The organism is Corynebacterium pseudokroppenstedtii (assembly GCF_019754945.1).
Taxonomy (GTDB): Bacteria; Actinomycetota; Actinomycetes; order Mycobacteriales; family Mycobacteriaceae; genus Corynebacterium; species Corynebacterium pseudokroppenstedtii.
Genome location: NZ_JAEUWU010000005.1, coordinates 19,668 through 40,314, shown reverse-complemented (window position 1 = coordinate 40,314; position 20,647 = coordinate 19,668). Strand labels below are relative to the sequence as shown.

At 59.7% G+C, this 20,647-nt stretch carries 16 protein-coding genes; 2 read left to right on the top strand and 14 right to left on the bottom strand.

The window, feature by feature from the left end:
- Positions 1-29: 29 nt before the first annotated feature.
- From groL to glmS, 8 genes are all read right to left on the bottom strand, one after another.
- On the bottom strand, positions 30-1,646 hold the full coding sequence (gene groL, locus JMN36_RS09085) for a chaperonin GroEL (RefSeq protein WP_221924280.1): 1,617 nt from the start codon (positions 1,644-1,646) through the stop codon (positions 30-32).
- A gap of 26 nt (positions 1,647-1,672) precedes the next feature.
- On the bottom strand, positions 1,673-1,972 hold the full coding sequence (groES, locus tag JMN36_RS09080; RefSeq protein WP_012732345.1) for a co-chaperone GroES: 300 nt from the start codon (positions 1,970-1,972) through the stop codon (positions 1,673-1,675).
- 248 nt (positions 1,973-2,220) lie between these two features.
- The gene (tsaD, locus tag JMN36_RS09075; protein ID WP_204087504.1) at positions 2,221-3,303 is read right to left on the bottom strand and encodes a tRNA (adenosine(37)-N6)-threonylcarbamoyltransferase complex transferase subunit TsaD; all 1,083 of its coding nucleotides are present in this window, start codon (positions 3,301-3,303) and stop codon (positions 2,221-2,223) included.
- Positions 3,304-3,367: 64 nt separating this feature from the next.
- A complete protein-coding gene (locus JMN36_RS09070) occupies positions 3,368-3,901 on the bottom strand; it encodes a GNAT family N-acetyltransferase (protein ID WP_204088788.1) in 534 nt (177 codons plus the stop codon).
- Between the two features lie 43 nt (positions 3,902-3,944).
- Positions 3,945-4,826 carry a tRNA (adenosine(37)-N6)-threonylcarbamoyltransferase complex dimerization subunit type 1 TsaB gene (gene tsaB / locus JMN36_RS09065; RefSeq protein WP_221924279.1) on the bottom strand — a complete coding sequence of 294 codons (882 nt, stop codon included), beginning with the start codon at positions 4,824-4,826 and terminating at the stop codon, positions 3,945-3,947.
- Between the two features lie 10 nt (positions 4,827-4,836).
- The gene (gene alr / locus JMN36_RS09060) at positions 4,837-6,675 is read right to left on the bottom strand and encodes an alanine racemase (protein ID WP_221924278.1); all 1,839 of its coding nucleotides are present in this window, start codon (positions 6,673-6,675) and stop codon (positions 4,837-4,839) included.
- An 86-nt stretch (positions 6,676-6,761) separates the two neighbouring features.
- A complete protein-coding gene (locus JMN36_RS09055; protein ID WP_236883094.1) occupies positions 6,762-8,642 on the bottom strand; it encodes a bifunctional ADP-dependent NAD(P)H-hydrate dehydratase/NAD(P)H-hydrate epimerase in 1,881 nt (626 codons plus the stop codon).
- Between the two features lie 98 nt (positions 8,643-8,740).
- Positions 8,741-10,606, bottom strand: a complete 1,866-nt coding sequence (glmS, locus tag JMN36_RS09050; RefSeq protein WP_204087507.1) for a glutamine--fructose-6-phosphate transaminase (isomerizing) — start codon at positions 10,604-10,606, stop codon at positions 8,741-8,743.
- Positions 10,607-10,716: 110 nt separating this feature from the next.
- On the opposite strand from glmS, the gene JMN36_RS09045 reads away from it, so the two are divergent.
- Positions 10,717-11,664 carry a dienelactone hydrolase family protein gene (locus JMN36_RS09045; protein ID WP_204087508.1) on the top strand — a complete coding sequence of 316 codons (948 nt, stop codon included), beginning with the start codon at positions 10,717-10,719 and terminating at the stop codon, positions 11,662-11,664.
- A gap of 458 nt (positions 11,665-12,122) precedes the next feature.
- Here the strand turns inward: JMN36_RS09045 and JMN36_RS09040 are convergent, their stop codons facing one another.
- The 3 genes from JMN36_RS09040 to glmM form a co-directional block, all read right to left on the bottom strand.
- Positions 12,123-13,445, bottom strand: coding sequence for a hypothetical protein (locus tag JMN36_RS09040; RefSeq protein ID WP_221924277.1), 1,323 nt, complete (start codon positions 13,443-13,445; stop codon positions 12,123-12,125).
- Positions 13,442-13,768, bottom strand: coding sequence for a hypothetical protein (locus tag JMN36_RS09035; RefSeq protein ID WP_204087511.1), 327 nt, complete (start codon positions 13,766-13,768; stop codon positions 13,442-13,444). The genes JMN36_RS09040 and JMN36_RS09035 overlap by 4 nt, the downstream gene beginning before the upstream one ends.
- A gap of 149 nt (positions 13,769-13,917) precedes the next feature.
- A complete protein-coding gene (gene glmM / locus JMN36_RS09030) occupies positions 13,918-15,261 on the bottom strand; it encodes a phosphoglucosamine mutase (protein WP_204087512.1) in 1,344 nt (447 codons plus the stop codon).
- Positions 15,262-15,685: 424 nt separating this feature from the next.
- Between glmM and JMN36_RS09025 the strand changes: the two genes are divergently transcribed.
- Positions 15,686-17,809 carry an acyltransferase family protein gene (locus tag JMN36_RS09025; protein WP_204087513.1) on the top strand — a complete coding sequence of 708 codons (2,124 nt, stop codon included), beginning with the start codon at positions 15,686-15,688 and terminating at the stop codon, positions 17,807-17,809.
- Between the two features lie 210 nt (positions 17,810-18,019).
- Here JMN36_RS09025 and rpsI read toward each other — a convergent pair whose 3' ends face one another.
- The 3 genes from rpsI to JMN36_RS09010 form a co-directional block, all read right to left on the bottom strand.
- On the bottom strand, positions 18,020-18,559 hold the full coding sequence (gene rpsI, locus JMN36_RS09020) for a 30S ribosomal protein S9 (RefSeq protein WP_012732358.1): 540 nt from the start codon (positions 18,557-18,559) through the stop codon (positions 18,020-18,022).
- Positions 18,559-19,002 carry a 50S ribosomal protein L13 gene (rplM, locus tag JMN36_RS09015; RefSeq protein ID WP_041629580.1) on the bottom strand — a complete coding sequence of 148 codons (444 nt, stop codon included), beginning with the start codon at positions 19,000-19,002 and terminating at the stop codon, positions 18,559-18,561. The genes rpsI and rplM overlap by 1 nt, the downstream gene beginning before the upstream one ends.
- A gap of 343 nt (positions 19,003-19,345) precedes the next feature.
- Positions 19,346-20,629, bottom strand: coding sequence for an aminotransferase-like domain-containing protein (locus JMN36_RS09010; protein WP_204087514.1), 1,284 nt, complete (start codon positions 20,627-20,629; stop codon positions 19,346-19,348).
- Positions 20,630-20,647: the final 18 nt, after the last annotated feature.

Below are 20,647 nucleotides of genomic sequence, written 5' to 3'. Positions count from 1 at the left end.
GCGTACCTTGCGCATACATGTCGCCACTTTTAGTGGTGGTGATGATGGCCTTCCGCCTCAGGCTTTTCTTCCTCTGGCTTGTCCACCACAGCGGTCTCGGTGGTCAGAACCATCCGCGCCACCGATGTCGCATTATCCACAGCGGAGTGGGTGACCTTCACAGGATCAATAATCCCCTGCTCAATCAGGTTGCCGTACTCCAAGGTGTCAGCGTTAAGGCCTTCGCCATTCGGCAGATCCTTGATCCGGTTAACCACAACAGCGCCATCAAGACCAGCGTTGTGAGCAATCCAGAAGGCGGGCTTGGTCAATGCGTCAGACATGGCCTTCACACCGACTTTTTCGTCACCCTCGAATTGGTCGGCAAATTCCTCGAGCTCCCGAGAAATCTGAACCAACACGGAGCCGCCACCTGCAACAACGCCTTCTTGCGCGGCAGCACGGGCGGAGTTGATGGCATCCTCGATGCGAAGCTTGCGCTCCGAGACCTCGGTTTCGGTGGCGCCGCCGGCTTTCACCACGGCCACACCGCCGGAGAGCTTAGCCAGACGCTCTTCCAGCTTCTCACGATCCCACGTCGAATCCGTCTCATCAATCTGACGACGAAGCAGGTCACGTCGAGACTGAAGATCTTCCTTGGTGCCGCCACCGTCGACGATGATGGTCTCATCCTTCGTCACAGTGATGCGACGTGCCGAACCGAAGTAGGACTCGTCAGCCTCACTCAGGCTAAGTCCAACTTCCTTATCGATGACAGTTGCACCCGTCACCACAGCAAGGTCATCCATGAAAGCCTTTCGGCGGTCGCCGAAGTATGGCGACTTCACGGCGCACACGTTCAGGCTCTTGCGGATCGAGTTCACAACCAGCATCGAGAGCGGTTCGCCCTCAACATCTTCGGCAACGATCAGGACCTGCTTGCCGGACTTAGCGATTTTCTCCAACACCGGAAGGAAATCCGGCAGTGACGAGATCTTCTCGCGAACCAACAGAACCAGGGCGTCGTTCAGAACCGCTTCCCCGGTCTCCGTGTCCGTGACGAAGTACGGCGACAAGTAGCCCTTATCGAAGGACACGCCTTCGGTGACAGCCAACTCATCGTTGAGCGATTGTGATTCCTCAACCGACACAACGCCGTCTTTGCCAACTTTTTCCATAGCCGACGCAACCATCGCGCCGATTTCAGCGTCGCGAGAAGACACCGTACCGACGTTGGCGATCTCATCGGTGCTGGATACCTCAGTGGCGCGGGCACGGAGCAGCTCAACGGCCTTCTCCGCGGCGGCCTTGATACCAACGTTAAGCGCGAGCGGGTTGGCACCAGCGGCGACGTTGCGCAGGCCGGCGTCGACAAGTGCCTGAGCCAGCAACGTCGCTGTCGTGGTGCCGTCACCGGCGATATCGTTGGTTTTGACGGCGACAGACTTCACCAGCTGGGCGCCGAGGTTCTCGAAAGGATCCTCAACGTCGATATCGCGGGCGATCGTCACACCGTCGTTCGTGACGAGGGGGCTACCAAAAGCCTTGTCAAGCACCACATTGCGACCACGGGGGCCAAGGGTGACTTTGACGGCGTCGGCAAGAGTGTCAACGCCAGATTGCAGGCCACGGCGGGCTTCCTCGTCGAATGCAATAAGCTTCGACATACTGTGCCTCTACCTCTCCTGAACGATTACTTTTCGACGACAGCGAGCACATCGCGCTGCGAGAGAATCAAGTATTCCTCGCCAGCGTACTTAATCTCAGTTCCGCCGTACTTGGAGAAGATGACGACATCACCCTCGGCAACGTCCATGGGCACGCGCTTGCCGTTTTCATCTGTACGGCCGGGCCCAACAGCGACGACGGTAGCTTCCTGCGGCTTTTCTTTAGCGGTATCCGGGATAACCAGTCCGGATGCGGTGGTGGTCTCAGCTTCGACGATCTGAACGAGGAGCTTATCCTCAAGAGGCTTGATGTTGACCTTAGCCACGATTACTTCCTCCAGTGAATGGAAAGTGAATGGAAAATTGTGCTCTTGACAGGTTTTTCCACAGCCGTCGTCGCGGGTGAACAACTGTGATTCACAACCTGATTGGCACTCTACCCGTGTGAGTGCCAGCTCTCAACCACCGGGAGTGCTAAATATCCAAACGTGCTCGTGGAGGCCTATGTATGTGCGCTTAGGCGAGGACTTTTGGGAGCGCTCAGACGAGCATTAATGCACGCTCACACAGGTGTTCAGACAACGGGAATAGCGACGTCAAGTCCTGGATTTGTGGCAGCACCGAGCCCCGATGGGCCCACACCACGTGCTATCGAATAAGCCGCCGCCGCCGCAATCATGAGACCGTTATCCGTGCACAACTTCATCTCTGGGACGCATAGGTTGATACCCGCGCTCTGGCACCGCGCGGTGGCAAGGCGACGCAAACCAGAGTTCGCCGCGACCCCACCGCCGAGCAGGAGCTTCGTCGCTTCTGTATCGGTACAAGCCAATAACGCCTTCTTGGTCAGCACGTCCGCCACTGCTGCTTGGAACGAGGCACACACATCGGGCAACGAGACCGTCTGGTGGTTCCGCTCGGCGGCCTCAATATAACGAGCGACGGAGGTCTTTAGGCCAGAGAACGAAAAATCGTACCGGTGCGGGCCGCGGAGATCCTGCGGGCGCATCACCCCACGCGGGAAACGAATGGCCTTCGGGTTCCCCTCGGCGGCCAGCTTGTCGATTATCGGGCCACCCGGGTACCCCAAACCCAGGAGACGCGACACCTTGTCATAGGCCTCGCCGGCAGCGTCGTCCAGAGTTGATCCCAGCTCCTGCATGGGTTTGCCCAGACCGTTGACTTTCAGAATCTGGGTGTGGCCGCCGGATACGAGGAGCGCGATGGCGTGGTCGAGGTCCAGGTCCGCGTCGGCCAGCGCCCCCACCGCGATGTGCCCGGCCAGGTGGTTCATCCCATAGAACGGAACTCCCCAGGCAGCGGCGTACGCCTTCGCCGCCGATGAACCGACGAGGAGCGCACCGGCCAAACCTGGGCCAACCGTTGCGGCCACATAATCTGGCTTATCGACGTCGGGGCGCGCGGTTTTCAGGTCGGCGAGGGCTGCCCGCATGACCGGGCCCATGGCCTCCAGGTGGGCGCGGGAGGCGACCTCCGGGACGACGCCACCGAAGCGGGCGTGCTGTTCCATCGAACTGGCGACGCGGTTGGCCAAGACGGTCACGGTGGGGTCGGCGTCGTTGTGCGTGGTGACTTCGACAATCCCCACGGCGGTTTCGTCACATGAACTCTCCACACCCATCACGATTGCGCGCATGGTGACAAGAGTAGACACCTGGGCGGGATGACTGAAAACACGTGGTGGGCGGGCTTGTATGGTTCTAGTTCGGCCTTGGGTCCCTTTTCATGGTGAATGCGTCTGCGCCCGACGGCTGGTAGTAGTTCTTTCGAGTACCTAACACTGTGAAGCCTTCTGACTCGTACAAACCGATGGCTGGCTTATTGTCGGTCCGCACTTCGAGGAACACCGGGCCGGGCGCGTTATCTGCCACATAGAGGATTGTCTCTAACAGCACTCGCCCTAGGCCGTGGCCACGCCATGCGGGGTCTAGTCCGATGGTTCGGACTTCGAACTCTGGGTCATCGTCGGGGCCTAGGACTCCTAGGCCGGCATAGCCGACGAGGGCCATCGCGTCACGCGATCCCTGCATATTCCGACGCGGGTTTTCCCCTTTCCCATCGCTGTGCCCGGCGCGGGAAGCTGCTGACGTGACGAGGCCGACGTACACCGATCTCGGGTCGCGAAGTTCCGCGAGGAACCCTTCGTAAGGCCATGGCGAGTCGTCCGGAAAAATTTCTGCTTCCAATTCCGCACAGGCAGCGGCGGCGGTGGCGTCCAGTTGGACGAGCATCATTCCGTCGGGGAGATTATCGAGCGGAGCACTAGCGTGCTGGCCGTCACTCATCGCGGTCCGCCGTCATCTGTTCGCGAAGTTGACGCGCGCGAGTAATCGCTTCCTCGCTGATAGCGGGACTCACCGGCTTTGCTTTCGGTGGCACGGCGTCGGGCCGTCGTAAGTAAAGAGGGCGGAGGGGTTGGAGATCTGGCTGTTGCGGGAAGAGCACGTTGTGGTCGCTGCCGGATTCGGAGTCGGCAGAATCGTCGACGTTCTTCGCGCGGTCGAGATTCGCGCGGTCGAGATTCATGGGGTGGTCAAGGGCTGCGCGAACGAAGTTCACGATGTCCGGTTGCGCGTCCACCGACTGGTTAACGCTGGTCACGCTGGACAGGAGAGCGTCGGCCACGGAATCAGACACCACCGCGAGCCTCGGCTGCGGTGCAGGAACGTCCGCAGCTTCGGACACATCGACATCCGTTGGGCGCGTGACCTCAGGTTCCGTGACGCGCACGGGGTGCCCGTCGGATATGCGGTACGTAGCCCAATACACCTCTCGACGGCGAGCATCCGTCGCAACGATAATCGTCTCACCCTCATGCTGCGTGGCGTCCGCAACGGCATTCCATGCCAGCCCATCGAGCGAGCACACACCGATGACGGGAATGTCCAACGCGTCCCCAAACGCCGCAGCAGTCGCCATACCGACTCGCAAACCCGTGAACGGCCCGGGCCCCACACCCACAACAACGGCGTCGAGGTCGCTCGGAATGACCCCAACTTCGTCGCAGCACTCCATAATGAAGGGCGTCAACACTTCATTGTGCGCGCGGGAATCCCGAACGCTCCTGTAAGACCGCGCGCGGATCACGTCCCGCGAGGTGACGTCGACAAGCCCAGCGGTGACATAGGGTGTCGCAGTATCAATAACCAGCACGAGCATGATGGATAGATTACCGCCGGACCCACGTCCACGAAATGACTCGTGGTTCGTCCTCATCGAAATCGACGGGATCTGCTGACGTGGACGGGTCGCCCCCAGCAGAGGCGTCGTTGCCATCGGACTTCTCGCTGCCACCCGTCGCGCGCTCAAGGCGGATCAACAGATAATCCTGCTCCAGTGCATCGGCCATATCGGCCGCCCATTCCGCCACGACGATGCTGTCCGGAATGCGCGTATCCAAATCCAGCGAATCGAGGGCACCGATCGGATCCGTCGTGGTATCACCCAGCAAGCGATACGCATCAACGTGGATGAGCGGCACCGGGCCGGGATGTTCGCGGGCGATGGTAAACGTCGGCGACGTTACCCGACCCGACACATGCAAACCTCTGGCTAGCCCCTGCGTAAACGTGGTTTTCCCCGCACCCAGTGGCCCGTCCAACACGACGACGTCGCCCGGCCGCAAAGCGTGAGCAATCGATTCGGCCAGAGTTTGCGTCGCCTCCGCATTACGGACGCGAACACGACCGTCGACAAGACCGCGGCCAACATACCGTCGATGGACGCGCGTATGCGGACTGGTCAGGATCTCGTAATGAATGGTGCCGAGGGTTTCGGCCAATTCCGTGGCCGTCGGCAATGAGGCAGGCTTGCCATTCGAGCCGATGCACTCGCCGGGTGGACCAAAAATAATTGCCTCATCGCCCTGGTGAACTGCGCTGGCCTGCTCTGAGCCCGCCGGGCCCAAGGCCACAACAATCTGATCCATGCAGACGCGTCCGATTTGCGGATATCGACGGCCGTTGATCGCGACCTCCATACGGCCGGACAGCGCCCGTGGAATTCCGTCCGCATAACCAGCGGGAACAACGCCAGTCACTGTGTCGACATCCGCTGTCCACGTCCCGCCATAACTCACCGATTCCCCAGCCTTGACCAACCGCTTGGCGACGATCGGCGCAGATAACGTCATCGCCGGCTTGAGCTGCGAGGTAAGCGAAAAACCGGTGGACGACGTACGATCCGCCGGCTCCTCCAACGGATCCATTCCGTACAACGCAACACCCGGGCGCACCATCTGGTAAAACATGTCCGGCCTGGTCACCGAGGCTGGTGAATTACACATGTGGTTAATGCGAACGGGAATTCCGGCCGCCTGCAGCTCTTCAATCGCGGCGTCGAACTGAGCCTTTTGCCGATTATTCGACGGGTTATCCGCGGCATCCGCACTGGCCAGGTGGGTAAATGCGCCGGTGACGTCGATGATGGAATCACTACTTGCTGCGCTCAGTTCCTTCAGCGCGTCATCCCATTGATCGGGAGAGATCCCCGAACGGCTCAGGCCCGAATCCACCATCACCGTCACACGAGGAGGGACAAACTCCCAGTCCTCTTGGAAGCGCTTGCGCTTAGTCGCTTCGTCGACAATGGCCCTGATGTGCGCCAGCGTCGGAACGCCCAGGTCGATCCCGTAATCCAGGGCTGCTTTGACAGAGACGTGGTCGTCGGCGTTCCAGATCCAGGCCAGAATGGGTGCTGAAATCCCGGCCCGACGAAGCTCCACCGCCTCGGTAATCGTCGCGACACCCAGCTGAGTGGCACCATTGGCCAAGAATACCCTCGCGGCTTCCACAGCCCCGTGGTTGTACCCATTCGCTTTCACCACAGCCATCAACTCCGCTGGGTGATCCGGGTTCGCCAATTGCGCGTTTCGTGCCACGACCTGCGCATTGTGCGCCAAGGCGTCGCGGTCGATAGTCATGGTCAAAAGACCGGGCAGGGCCACGTCGCTACTGTCCGCGGAGAGATGGTCACCAGATGCAGCGTGGGATGAAGACTGGATGGGCATAGACATCATTGTGCCACCCGCCTAGGACACAACCGACGGAGATTCTCGAAGCAGCCTATAACCAGCGGAAACGGGGTTTGAGCAGCCTACATCTGAAGGCGGGCGCGTGCCCGGGGAATGGCCTCCGCAATGACCGACGCCGACGTCGGCGCATATCCATCTTCAGTCTCTGCTGCGATATTAGCCGCCGACGCATGAATGACCGCAGCTCGGACGACGGTCTCCATGAGGGCGGACAAAGGTAACTCGGCATCGAGACCGGCGTGGCCGACGCTCTCTGCAACCAAAGCCCCAGCTAGGCCCGACAACACATCACCAGATCCCGGGGTAGCCGCCCACGAACATCCGGCATCAACAACACACACTTTTACCTGCGACGACGCATCCGCCGGTGTGTCAGACGATGAGTCCGACGGAGCCGCAACCACCGTGGATCGCCCTTTAAGCAACACCACGCAATGCAATGCTCTAGCGACCGCCGATACCGCGGGTATACGCGGATAGTCGCTATCTGGGTTAGGAACGTCCGTCAAGGCCTCGCGTTCCTCAGACGAAAGCTCCACCGACGGCTCCGCCAGGACAGCCTTGACGACACGTCGGAATTCACCCTGGTGCGGAGTCAAAATAACGGCACCATCGTAGTTTTTTACCGCGCGAATCAGCGGAAACGCTTCGGACCCCGAGTCGTTTCCGTCCCATTGGCACAGAGCCGTCAACCCGTCGGCGTCGATAAGAATGGGGCACTTCTTTGAAGCCGCTGAGCCCTCTGAGCCACACAGAAGGTCGTGGAGGTCATCATAATTTCTCTCGACGCCACCGCCGGGGCCAACGACCCACGCCTGAACCCGCCCTGACGAGGCGATATCGTCAGCGGCAACGATCTCGGGATGGGCAGCGACGACCGCATCACTACTCTTGCCAGCAAACCGAACCATCGCGCTCGTTGCGCGAACCGCAGCCGTCGTGCACAACACAGCAGCGCCCGGGTACTCGGGGGATCCGGCCCGAACACCCACTACCCCGCCGGTGTACTTGTCATCATGCGCGCCGGGTTCCAACGCCATCGCCGGCCACGCCGCCGACGACATCCCGCGAACCTTAGACTTATCAGGCGCCAGCGTCACTATCCCATCGGGCAAAGCGATCTGCCGAATATCCGGCGGCGTCACCGCCCTCACACCAGAGGCAATCGTCTCACCATCCGCCTCGCGCTTCTCACACTCGCTGCGGCAGGCATCGCGCAATCCACAATCCGCCTGAAGAACAACACCGCAATCGGAATTCATGGCATGGGCACGTCGAAAAGCACCAAAGGTCACGGTCGCTGCAGCCACCACATGCGGGGTGTGGGCAATCCCGGTATCCGCATCAATCCCAGACGGAATATCCACTGCTACCACCGGAATCCCCGCGTCCGCGACCGCAGCGATCCAGGTCGCCGGCTCGTCGCGAAGAGGCCCATGGCCACCAATTCCGGTCACCCCGTCGATAAGAAAACACGACGAAAAACGGGCACGGTACTGCGCCAAGTCGTCAGGACTCAGGTCAGCCTCCTCGGTCTCCCCGTCCTTTCCGACGACGATCCCGCCCGACTTCTCAAACGCCCGGCGCGCCCGCTCATGAACGGAGGACCCCACGCACACGGCCACCGCGTGCCACCCGCGCTGGACGAGCACGGCTCCGGCGTAAAGTGCGTCACCCCCATTACCGCCGCTACCAGCGACAATGATCACAACTGGGGAAGAAGGTTTCTCCTGGGGCAGACCGGGGAGTCCATGCACGCCATTGTCACCCGCGCTCGCTGCCCGATCATTACCGGGCACTCCCGGCACGGTCGAGAGCCACTGCACGGTATCTGCGACTGCCGTGGCCGCTTTCTGCATCGTTTCGTCGGGGAACGAATCGGACGCAATCACCCCCTCCTCCGCAGCTCGAATTGCTTCGACGGGGAGAAGGGGGTGGAACACGATGCACTCCTTATACGGCTTACACAGCCGGTGGACCAACGGCGAATCAATCAATCGTCAACGTCGTCCACCGTACTCCGAATACCGTGCTCACGTGCCTATTCGACAGTCACCGACTTAGCCAAGTTGCGCGGCTTGTCGATGTCCTCATTTCCGCACTCGCGGGCGATCTGGGCTGCGAGGAACTGCAGAGGAACCGTCGACAATAGGGGCTGCAGGAGTGTTGATGTCTGCGGAATCTCGATCAGGTAATTCGCGAAAGGTTTGACGGCGTCATCGCCTTCCTCCGCAATAACGATGGTTTTTGCACCGCGCGCGCGGATTTCCTGAATGTTCGACACAATCTTGGAGTGCAGCACTGCCCGGCCACGCGGGCTCGGGACCACCACCGTCACCGGAAGATCGTCTTCAATCAAGGCGATCGGCCCGTGTTTCAGCTCACCAGCCGGGAACCCTTCAGCATGAATATATGCCAGCTCCTTGAGCTTCAAGGCCCCCTCCAGGGACACTGGGAAGCCCACGTGCCGGCCAAGGAACAGCATCGTCCGAATCGCGCCCATCTCTCGGGCAATGTTCGTGATGTGTTCCTCCTGGTCCAGGACCTGCTGGATTTTCTCCGGAATCTGTTCGAGTTCCTGGTAGATGGCGGTGACCTCGTCGGGGTATTTCGTACCGCGCGCCTGTGCCAGGGCCAAGCCCACAATGTAGTTCGCCGCGATTTGCGCCAAGAAGGCCTTTGTCGACGCCACACCGATCTCGGGGCCGGCGTGGGTGTACAGCACAGCGTCGGCTTCGCGCGGGATTTGCGCGCCGTTCGTGTTGCACACGGCCAGCACCCGCGCATTCTGCATCTTCGCGTGGCGGACGGCCTCTAAGGTGTCCGCGGTTTCACCAGACTGGGATACCGCAACCACCAGTGTCCGGGAATCAAGCACGGGGTCGCGATAACGGAACTCGCTAGCTACCTCGATCTCAACGGGGATACGAACCCAGTGCTCAATGGCATATTTCGCCAGCAACCCGGAATGGTACGCAGACCCACAAGCAACAACGAACACTTTCTGCACTTCACGGAGCTCATCCTCGGATAACCGCTGCTCGTCAAGGACAATCCGCCCATCTTGCAAGTGTCCCGCGAGAGTGTCGCGAATAGCGGACGGCTGCTCATTGATCTCCTTCTCCATGAAGGAGTCATAGCCGCCCTTTTCCGCGGCCGCCAGATCCCAGTCGATGGTGAAGGGCTTGCCTTCTTGCTGGTTACCGTAGAAGTCCGTGAGGGTGTAGCCATCTTTCGTGATGGTCACCGCAGTGTCCTGCCCGATCTCCACCGCCTTGTTCGTGTACTCAATGAACGCGGCGACGTCGGAACCCAAGAACATTTCGTCCTCGCCGATGCCAATAATCAACGGCGAAGACCGTCGGGCAGCAATAATGCGATCCGGGTAGTCAGCGTGTGTGAATAATAGGCTGAAAGCTCCTTCTAGCCGACGCAATACTGCCAGGACAGAGGCGTCGAAATCCCCCTTGTTCTGGCCTTGGTTGTATTCCAAAGCAACCAGGTGGGCTGCGACTTCCGAGTCGGTTTCGGACTTAAGCTCAATGCCCGTGTTTTCAACTTCTTCCCTAAGGGCGGCGAAGTTTTCGATGATGCCGTTGTGGACGATGGCGACTTTGCCGTCGTAAGACAGGTGCGGGTGAGCATTAACGTCGTTGGGCCGGCCGTGCGTTGCCCAGCGGGTGTGCCCAATTCCTGTGGTGCCGGTGAGGTGATCCGTACCGATGTGGTCGATAGCGTTGCGCAGGTTATCCAGTTTTCCTGCTTTTTTCTCTATGTTGATGGCTCCCTGGCCGTCGAGGACGGCGATCCCTGCGGAGTCATACCCCCGGTATTCCATCCGCTCAAGAGCCGCGAGGGCGATGTTGAGGGCCTGTTTACGGCCAACGTAACCGACAATTCCACACATGGGCACGATGATACTAATTTTTGTCGATATGGGCTGCTTCATCCACCCCATTCCGGTCGATATGTGGTGTCATCTCGACGTTTACCCCGCCCGTCGGTTACTGTTTTCTTGTGGCTGACAAACTTTCATCGCTCGTAGCTCATCTTGATAAACGTGGCCCACACCGGGTTTTAGTGGGAGACCTCGATTATGTCGGGATTCCCGGCAAGGTTTATCTCCCCGCCGACGGGAATAACGTCCCCGGTGTCGTCTTCGGTCATGACTGGATGACCGATATTTCCGCCTATCACGGCACTCTTCGTCATTTGGCGAGCTGGGGTATTGCCGTCGCTGCGCCGGATTCCGAAACTGGTTTCAAGCCGAACCCCGGCGCCTTCGCTAATGACCTGATGACCTGCATGTCTGTGATCTCGGGCGTCCAGATGGGTCAGGGTTCTATCACCGTTCACCCGGAGAAACTTGTGCTGGCCGGGCATGGTTTCGGCGCGAGTGCGGCTGTTCTTGCCGCTGCCGGTGAGTGGGGTTCCTCGACGTCGTCGGATTCCGAGGTGTCCGCACGTTCGGTCTCGGTGGGGTCCGGATCGGTGACCGCGTCCGCTACCCCGGGCCCGAAGGGTTTGACCGGTGTAGCTGCAGTTTTCCCGCGCAGCACGTCTCCGCGGGCGTCGGACGCTGCTTCCAATATTGAGGTTCCCGGCCTCGTTTTGGACCCTGGTCAGGATTCTGTTCTTATTGGCGACGAGTCCCTCCGCATTGCTGCGAAGTGGAAGGGCGATTCCTATTACCGACGCGTGAATAAGGCGTCGCAGTCGGTGATGTCGGAAAAGGTCGTGAAGAATATGGTGCTGGGGTTGGGTTCGCCCGGTTTTTCGCAGCGTGCCGCACTCCGCGGACTGCTCGTCGCTTTTGTCCGCGCGACGGCGGAAGGCGACAAGAAGTACAGCGGCGTTTTGTCTGATGAGGACCTCAAGGGCACTGAGTTCTGGGATCGCGATGACATTGCGAACGAGCTCCCCGAGAACGCCGATGTGATGGAGCGGCTCCGCGACGCGCTGTAACTGAGGCGCGCGGGGGCGGGCGATGGTAGCCGGGGCGGCCACGCGCTGTGCCAGCCACGGGCAATATCGGCTACGGGTGATGTCAGCTACGTATTGCCCGAATGCCCCCACCGCGAGAAGTGCCTTGTGTTCGTGGCGTATGAGAGCTGCGAGAATTGGTTGCCTGCGAGCCACGGGAGTTGTCAGCACTATCCCCGTTGGTCGTGGTATGCCCGAATGCGAACGTCGAGTGGCCGTCAGGAGCCTGATGCCGGCCTTTGCGCGTGGTCGCAAACGTGGTTTCTTTGCTGATGGTGCTGCTCTGGCCCCTTCCGCCTTCTGGGCCTGCTGAATTATTTCCTCGAGTTTCTTCACCCGTTCACCGTATTGACGGTGAAACTCCGCGAGGTTTTTATCCATTTCTGCCCGATGAGCGTCCACGATGGCCTGATACGCCGCACGGTAATTCTCGGTATTACTCACCATGCCCCTGCTTTCTCTACAGTGATGCCTAAGTGTGATGTTGTGTCGTCTGCTGTAGCGCCCGGTGCCGGTTCCACTGGCCGTCCTACGTGCGTTTCTTCCTCCGCGACAGCCTCCAGTGGCTGCTGCACCGAGACGTCCAGTCGGATAGAGGAAGGACCTCTCGTTCCTTCCGCTGAGCCAGACTCCCCACCCGAAAGGGCAGAACTCTCTGGTGTTTTTTGATTCCAGTCAGGCGCCCCTTGAGTGCTTTCAATGGTGAGACCACTGGCCATCTGCGTACATGTTCGTCCCGACGACGAAGCGTCCAACGGCTGCGGCGTCACTTTTTGCACAGACTCAGCCTCCGACTGGGCCGAGGGCGAACACTGAGACGAGGACGGCGACTGGCACGACGATGCGGACGGGTTCGAAGCCGGCTGCCGCGTCGGAACCGAGGAATCCCGCTGGTCCGTAGACTGTTCCTCGTTTGCGGGCTGCAACCGGTTCGCGGACTCCCCCTGCCCGGTGGACAGCTCACACGAGGACATAGGCATCGATGTCCCTGGCGAGACCGGCGTCCTCGGTGAAGGACAAACACTCACTATCGGTGACGATTCGTTCCTCGGCACAACACTCAGCACACCATCCCCACCCCGTGATGTCACGGCATCACAGTGTTGCAGAGGTTTTGGCAGCTCAACCGGGCATGCACCACACACGCTGACCTGTTCCGAGCAATGTGTCGATAGTGTCCCCAACGCTTCACCGATCGCACGATCACGGGCCTTCACCTGGTTCAAAAGGAGCAATCCCGCTGCGTTCCCCACCTGCGTCAGCGCATGCATAGCGATCTTTTTCGCCGGCGGAGGCAAAGGCAAGATCAAGGGCAATCCCGTCTCCACCACCGTCGTAAATAAATCAACAACGTCCTCCATTGCCGAATCGGTATCTTCCATCACGGATTGCAGCGCGTCCGCACAGGCGTCACTGGATTCGGCTGTGGCCGAGTGGCCGTCGGCAAGAGAAATGAGCCACTCACCAACCTTGTCCATCGCCTCGCTAGTCAATCCTTCGGCGACGTCGACAAGAGAATCAGATGCCCGTCCACCACTGCTGCGCACCGCCATGAAATACGGGATCATGCGCCGTAAAGTGTCGGCACTTTCCCGCAAGGGATCCCACTCCACGCCCGACGCGCGCATGACATCAATCTTTAATTGGTTCCCAGACACCACCGGGTGATACAACACTCCGGAAAAAGCGGCTCCCAACATGAGAGCATGGCTTGCTGCCGAATACTCTGCCGCACAATCGATTTGCTGGGATAGGGTGCTCATCGCACCACCACCGCTTCCACCGAGGGCTCCAGGTTCGCAAACGCAGCAGTATTGGCATCATCGGCCCCGACAATCTGGGACAAAACACTGTCCGCCGATAGCCCCTGGGCAGCGGCAACCTCACACGCGCGACGGGACAACTCCCGGAGTTGGTCCAGCTCACCCGCGATGGCCAGCCCCTCCTGCACCCACGAAAAACCGGTATGCACGGGCATAAATGGCACTGGCGAGCCAACGATCACTGATTCGACATCCTGCCCCGCGCTCGCATACAACGACGAACGCGCGGACGCCTCTGGTGCAGAGACAACAAGCTCCCCCATTACATCCCCCCTGAAATTCGTAGCGATTATTTCATGGCTGATGCCATGATCCCCACCGCAAAATTATGCCAGACTGCTGCGACATCGCCCACCCCTCACATCATCCGCACATAGTGCTATAGATCACACGTTCGCAGCGTGTCCACTAGTTACACACTTGCGACGACGGCAGCCAACCGACCAGCGATTTTCCGCGCCGTGGCACCGTCGCCGGCTTCCACCATCACACGGAAGAGCTCCTCCGTGCCGGACGGACGCAAGAGCACGCGACCCGATTCGCCCAGCTCCTCTTCGGCCTCAGTGATCGCCTTCCGAACAGCCTCGTCATTGGTAATGGCCGCTTTGTCGGTGACCGGCACGTTGATCAACGTCTGCGGGAGAACCCTCATCACCGACGCCAACTCGGACAAGGTCTTTCCCGTTTGAGCCATCCGGGCCATCACGCTTAGACCAGTAAGCGTGCCGTCGCCCGTCGTCCCATGCTCGGGAATGACGATGTGCCCAGACTGCTCACCACCCAGGCTGTAATCACCAGCATTCAGGTCCGCGAGCACATAGCGGTCGCCGACCTTCGTCGTTCGGACCTCAATACCCTGCTCTTTCATCGCAAGCTTGAGGCCAAGGTTCGACATCACCGTTGCGACGAGGGTCGACTTCTTCAACTCGCCGCCCTCTTTCATCGCGATCGCGAGGATCGCCATGATCTGGTCACCGTCGACAACATTGCCCTCGGAATCAACGGCCAAGCAGCGGTCTGCATCGCCGTCGTGCGCGAGCCCCAGGTCAGCGTGATGTTCCAGCACAGCGCGTTGCAGAACATCGATATGCGTCGATCCGCAATTTTCATTGATGTTGAACGCGTTGGGTTTGTTAAAAATCGGGACGACATCGGCGCCGGCGGCCTGATACGCCATGGGCGCAGCCGTCGACGCAGCACCATTCGCGCAATCCACCACAACCCGAATGCCATCCAAGGGCGTCGGCACAGCCCCGGCGAGATGGAACAAATAGCGCTCCAAGGCGTCGGGGGATTCCTCGACAATACGACCAATTCCCGCACCCGTCGGGCCAGTCTCGGACAACTCCAACATGGTGGCTTCGATCTCCGCCTCGACCGCGTCGTCAAGTTTGAGGCCACCAGCCGCGAAGAACTTGATCCCGTTATCCGGCATGGGGTTGTGGCTTGCGGAAATAACAACGCCCATGTCAGCGCCATAATCGTCGGTCAGGAATGCCACAGCGGGGGTCGGAATGACGCCCACGCGGAGGACGTCGACACCCTGGCTTGCCATCCCCGCCGACAACGCGGCAGACAACATCTCCCCCGACACACGCGGGTCACGCCCCACAACAGCGACAGGCCGACGGCCACCCTTCCGGTTGGCGGTCAGCACCTTTGCCGCAGCGGACCCCAACTTCATTGCTAACGGCGCAGTTAACGTCTTATTTGCAAGACCACGAACACCATCAGTGCCGAAGTAACGTCGTCCCATCTGGTCTACCCTTTCCCACTGTCCAGCATTGGCGTTTCGATGTGTGCGCTTAACCAGCCTAGCTACCGCAATCCGGCAGCCCGAGTCGGAGCGCTTACGCCCGGGATGCTTTATAACTGAGCCAACAGTCTAATAGGACAGGTCCCATAACACCGCACTGTGCAGAAACAGCCTGGGGATAACTGCGTGTGCGTCCGCAAACTGTGGATAAGTGGCCTGTTGGTGGGCGATATGCCGCCCACCCATTTCGATTTGATGTCGATCCACTACCAATATGTAGCCGGTGACCCGATATCCGTGACTAGATATGTAGCTAGTTCCCCGTTATCGCGCACCACGATATACGCTATGTCATCGGCGCCGCTGTACTGTTGCGGATCCGCCTTGCTCCTGTTGTTCACTTATCGACGTACCGGGAAGTTGTATGCCACGCCCCGTAGGAAAATCCACCTATCTCCCTGGATTAGACGGCCTCCGCGCCATCGCTGTCATCGCTGTTCTGCTCTACCACCTGTCGGTTCCTTATTCCGACGGAGGGCTACTCGGTGTCGGCGTCTTTTTCACCCTGTCGGGGTATTTGATCACGTCGATCCTGGTCAGGCAATGGGACCGTGATGGTCGTATCAAGTTTGGCCAATTTTGGCTTCGACGCTTCCGCCGGCTGTTACCAGCGGTTATTACCGTATTGATTACGGTGATGATGCTCACCGCGTTCCTCGACCACGGGAATTTAGCGAAGCGTGGTTGGGAAGCTCTCTCTGCGCTGTTCTATTACAACAACTGGTACGAAATCGTCGCAGGTGATTCGTACTTCGACATGTTTGGTGGGCCTCAACCGCTTAGCCACATGTGGTCGCTGGCGGTGGAAGAGCAGTTCTATCTTGTGTGGCCTTTTGTGTTCACCGCAATTACTTTCCTGTGGCAGCGTCGTAAGCATTCGCACGGTTTCGCCGCGGTCACGTGCTTGGTTTTGGCTGCCATATCGGGCGCGTGGATGGCATACCTGGTTGAGCCCGGCGTCGATCACACTCGCGTTTACGAAGGAACGGATACTCGCGCATTAGGGCTGCTCATCGGTGCGTCTCTGGCTTTCGTGTGGAAGCCCGGCGTCGCCGCCTCCAATGCTTCGGGATCCGACAGTGGCGCACAAGCTTCACGGTCCTGGCGTGCCAACGCTGTCGCCCGCCATCTTCTTGACCTCGTCGGGCTGGCTGGTTTGGCCGTCGTTATTTTCATGATGGTTCGTACCGACGATAACGCCATGTGGCTCTACCAGGGAGGATTCGCCGTTCTCGCCCTGGCCACCGCTGCGGCTCTGCTGCCCCTTGCCGACGAGCACTCGTGGATGACCCGCATCGTTGGTCTTCCGCCTCTGCGCTGGTTGGGCGAACGCTCCTACGGCATTTACCTCTGGCACATGCCTGTTATTGCGTTCGCGCCCGATGGGTTCGTCGAGAATCACTTGATTATTGCTGGTCCTGTGCTGTCCGCGATATCTGTCATTCTGGCTGCTCTGTCCTGGACCTTGATCGAGGATCCGATCCGCCGGCATGGAGTTGTTGCGCTGGCCCGTAAGTGGTGGTCAGGCCACGCGTCGGAAAACGCCTCCGCAACCGCAGCGAGCCCAGCAGTCTCTCGCCGACGGGGGACGCCGCCGGTCCTCACCGGGGTTGCCTCTGTCATCCTTCTCGCGATTCTCGCCGCAGGGTTGCCTAAAGCTCTTGCCGACGGGTCGAATGGCTCGTCGTCCAACGATCCGATGGCCGCGATCGGCGGCAGCGGAACCGATGGGGCGGTCAAAGTCGGTGGAGCTAACGGTAACGAGCAGGGGAATGGTGCCGACAACCCCGACGCAGCGTCGGCCAGCGATAAAAACGGTAAAGACACTGCTCAAGGGCGAAATGGGACCGCCGGAATTGACTGCTCAACGGTGATCCATATTGGCGATTCCACGTCTATTGCGCTTAATTCGCCCGACTACCTGCCGGATCCGGCGGACCGTGTGGGCGCGCAATACAAGCGCGTGGGCGCGAAGGACGTATACCTGGACATCAAGGGCGCGCGGGCCGTTATTGAGCGGTACAAAGATGATCCCAACGCCACGGAGGTCGTCACCAACATGGAGAGCCACCACTACAAAGACGCGTGCTGGGTGATGGCAATTGGAACGAACGACGCCGCTAATGTCACCGCCGGCAATCAGACGTCGGCAGAGGACCGTATCCGCACGATTATGGATATTGTCAAGGACGAGAAGCACGTGCTGTGGCCGACGGTGAAGACCGTGAATGCTGCCCAGTCCGCCTACGCTAACTCGGGTATGCAGCATTACGACGAGGCGCTGCGGAAGATGTGCAGGGAGTACCCCAACCTGCGTCTTTACGATTGGGCCGGTGAGGTTCAAGATGACTGGTTCATTGACGACGGGATCCATCCGAATACTGTGGGCGCCAAGGAAAAGGGTCGACGTTTTGCCGACGCGCTGACACAGGCGTTCCCGAAGGGGAAGAAGCCCGCCAGCCAGTGCACGGTCGGTAGCGGCGACTAAGCGGTGTGAAGGCGCTGGCTTCACACTGTCGCCGGCGCTGTTCCCTAGAAGCCAAGCGGCCTATTCACTCCGTTAGGCGCATACACCGTTGGGTTCATACGTCGTCGTCGATATAGATATAGGAAAACCCCTTGCTCTGCCGAATTGTGTGGCAGGACAAGGGGTTTGCGCGTACAACGCAGCCCGGAACAAACCGGGTAAAAGCGATATTTAACGCTTCGAGTACTGCGGGGCGCGACGAGCTTTGTGCAGACCAGCCTTCTTGCGCTCAACCTCGCGAGCATCGCGGGTGAGGAATCCGGCCTTCTTGAGGGCGCTGCGGTCAGCCGGGTTGTAGGCGTTCAGCGCACGGGCGATCGCCAGGCGGAAAGCGCCGGCCTGACCTGAGGGGCCACCGCCCTTGAGGTTCGCCTTGATGTCGAACTGGCCCTCACGCTCAATGAGGGTGAGAGGAGCCTTGATGAGCTGCTGGTGCAGCTTGTTCGGGAAGTAATCTTCCAGGGCGCGGCCGTTACAGGTGAACTCGCCGGAGCCAGCGGTCATCACGACGCGAACAACGGCGCGCTTACGACGACCCACGGTCTGGATCGGGAAGTCACGCTGCTCGGGTTCAGCAACAGCTTCTTCTTCGACCTCAGTGGCGACGGAATCGCCGATGGTGGAAACGAACTCTTCGCTCGCTGCCTGAGCGGCGATGAAGTCGGCCTCGTTAGCCTCGTCCTGAATCTGGTTTTCGGTGTTCTCGCTCACTACTGTGCCACCTGCTTGATCTCGTAGTTCTCGGGCTTCTGGGCAGCGTGACGGTGCTCGCTACCTGCGTACACGTGAAGCTTCTTGATAGATGCGCGGGAAAGCTTGTTGTGCGGCATCATACCGGCGATAGCTTCTTCGATGACGCGTTCCGGGTGCACCTCGAGCGAACGACCCAGGGTCATGGTGGTCAGACCACCCGGGTATCCGGAGTGACGGTAACGGAACTCACGCTCGCGCTTGTTTGCGGAAACGCGAACCTTGTCGGCGTTGATAATGATGACGTGGTCACCACAGTCAACATTGGGTGCAAAAATCGGCTTACGCTTGCCGCGCAGCAGGTCAGCAGCCTCAACGGCGAGGCGGCCGAGCACCACGTCGGCGGCGTCGATGACGTACCACTTACGGGTAATGTCACCGCTCTTCGGGTGGAAAGTAGACAACATGACTCCTTGAAAGTCTGTCTGGAACTGCCAGCCACAAAATTGAACAGGCTAACTACCGTCAGTCTGCTGCCGCGGCGGCCGGTGGAGACCCGCGGCTCGTGTCACATTGCCAATGTGGTGTTGTATCAGCATCAAAGGCGCGGAACTCGTAGTTCCTATCACTGAATCAACGCTGCATCGACAACTCGACACACAGATAGTTGAGAGTACCGGAATAGGTGTGAGCAGTTCAAGTGAGCGGGCGTTATCCGTGGCCGGGCGTTATGTGGGTTGGCCGATGCTCGTTATGTGAGGAGTCCGCTCTCCCTTCGCGCGGTGTCCGCTCTCCCCTTTCTCTTCCCTAACGCAGAGCGCTCTGCAGAACTGTGGCGAACCGCTCCATCCCCGTCTTCATCAGCGGAATGCTATTTCCCGCGAAGGAAAACCGTATGGAGAGCTGGCCTTCCAGCTTCGTGTCCGCGTCGATCGTCGTGCTGTCTTTTCTTTCGACGTTCCGGTAGACGGAAGTCGGTTGAGAGTCGTGTGGGAAGAATTCCGTGCCCGGGACGAATGCGATCTCGCGTTCTATTGCGTCATCGATGAGTGACAACGTATTCACCTGTGGCCGTAATTCCTCCGGGAAATCTATCCACACAAACATGCCGCCATCGGGGTCGGTGATGTGCGTTCCGTCAGGAACAATGTCGAGTAATTGTGTGCGCAGGGCATTACATCGGGCTTGGTAGGTTGCCCGCATCGTTTTCAGGGCGCGGTCACGGGAGGAGACGCCATCCGGTTCTACTCTGTCGAGCCACAGTGCGGCAGCGCGCTGGTCAATCACGGACCCGTGCAGCGTCGAAACTTGTTTGGCAACCACCATTGGTTGGAGTAGCCAATCTGGTATCAAGGCGGCTCCGATGCGGAACGCTGGCGAGAGGAATTTCGACAAGCTGGCCAAGTAGACCGCGCCGGATTCGGACTCGTAGGTGTGACAGAGCGGTTCGCACGCATGCCCGTCGAAGGCTAAGGGAGAATACGCGTCGTCTTCGACCAATAAACTGCGGTGACCTGCGAGAACACGCCGCGCTTCTTCTTTCCGGCGCTCACTCATTGAGCGGCCGGTGGGATTTTGGAAGACCGGGATGAGGTAGGTGATGACGGGGTCGTATTCCCGTAGCGCACGCTCGAGTTCGGAGGGGATGATGCCGTTATCGTCGCAGGGTACGGGGACGACACGCGCTCCGGCCATAGTGAATGCTTGAATCGCCGCAGGATAGGTGGGCGCTTCAACCAGGACGGTGTCCCCTGGGTTGATGATGACTCGGGCGAGTAAAAACAGTATTTCTTGGCTGCCGGTGGCGATGAGGATGTTGTCCGCGCGGGCGGGCAGGTGCCGACGTTGCATTTCCCGCGCCATTGCTTGCCGGAGTTCGGGTTCGCCTTCTGTGACAGAGTATTGGAAGACGTCGGGCCCGCTGTCGTCTAGCACTGTCCGGACGCATTCCGAAATGCCCGATGTGTCCAGGAGTGTGGGGTCCGGGGCTCCGCCGGCGAAGCTGATGAAGTCGTCGTGGCTGATGTATCCCAGGAGGTCTCGGGTCATGGAGCGGGCGACGTGGGAGAATTCGCGGTTGAGCGGTAGCAATGGGCTCCTCTGGGTCGG

Bases quoted from the DNA above. Each gene is read 5' to 3' on its own strand.
- groL (WP_221924280.1), bottom strand. From the start codon at position 1,646: ATGTCGAAGCTTATTGCATTCGACGAGGAAGCCCGCCGTGGCCTGCAA.
- tsaD (WP_204087504.1), bottom strand. From the start codon at position 3,303: ATGCGCGCAATCGTGATGGGTGTGGAGAGTTCATGTGACGAAACCGCC.
- JMN36_RS09070 (WP_204088788.1), bottom strand. From the start codon at position 3,901: ATGATGCTCGTCCAACTGGACGCCACCGCCGCCGCTGCCTGTGCGGAA.
- tsaB (WP_221924279.1), bottom strand. From the start codon at position 4,826: ATGCTCGTGCTGGTTATTGATACTGCGACACCCTATGTCACCGCTGGG.
- alr (WP_221924278.1), bottom strand. From the start codon at position 6,675: ATGCCCATCCAGTCTTCATCCCACGCTGCATCTGGTGACCATCTCTCC.
- glmS (WP_204087507.1), bottom strand. From the start codon at position 10,606: ATGTGTGGAATTGTCGGTTACGTTGGCCGTAAACAGGCCCTCAACATC.
- JMN36_RS09040 (WP_221924277.1), bottom strand. From the start codon at position 13,445: ATGAGCACCCTATCCCAGCAAATCGATTGTGCGGCAGAGTATTCGGCA.
- JMN36_RS09035 (WP_204087511.1), bottom strand. From the start codon at position 13,768: ATGGGGGAGCTTGTTGTCTCTGCACCAGAGGCGTCCGCGCGTTCGTCG.
- glmM (WP_204087512.1), bottom strand. From the start codon at position 15,261: ATGGGACGACGTTACTTCGGCACTGATGGTGTTCGTGGTCTTGCAAAT.
- JMN36_RS09025 (WP_204087513.1), top strand. From the start codon at position 15,686: ATGCCACGCCCCGTAGGAAAATCCACCTATCTCCCTGGATTAGACGGC.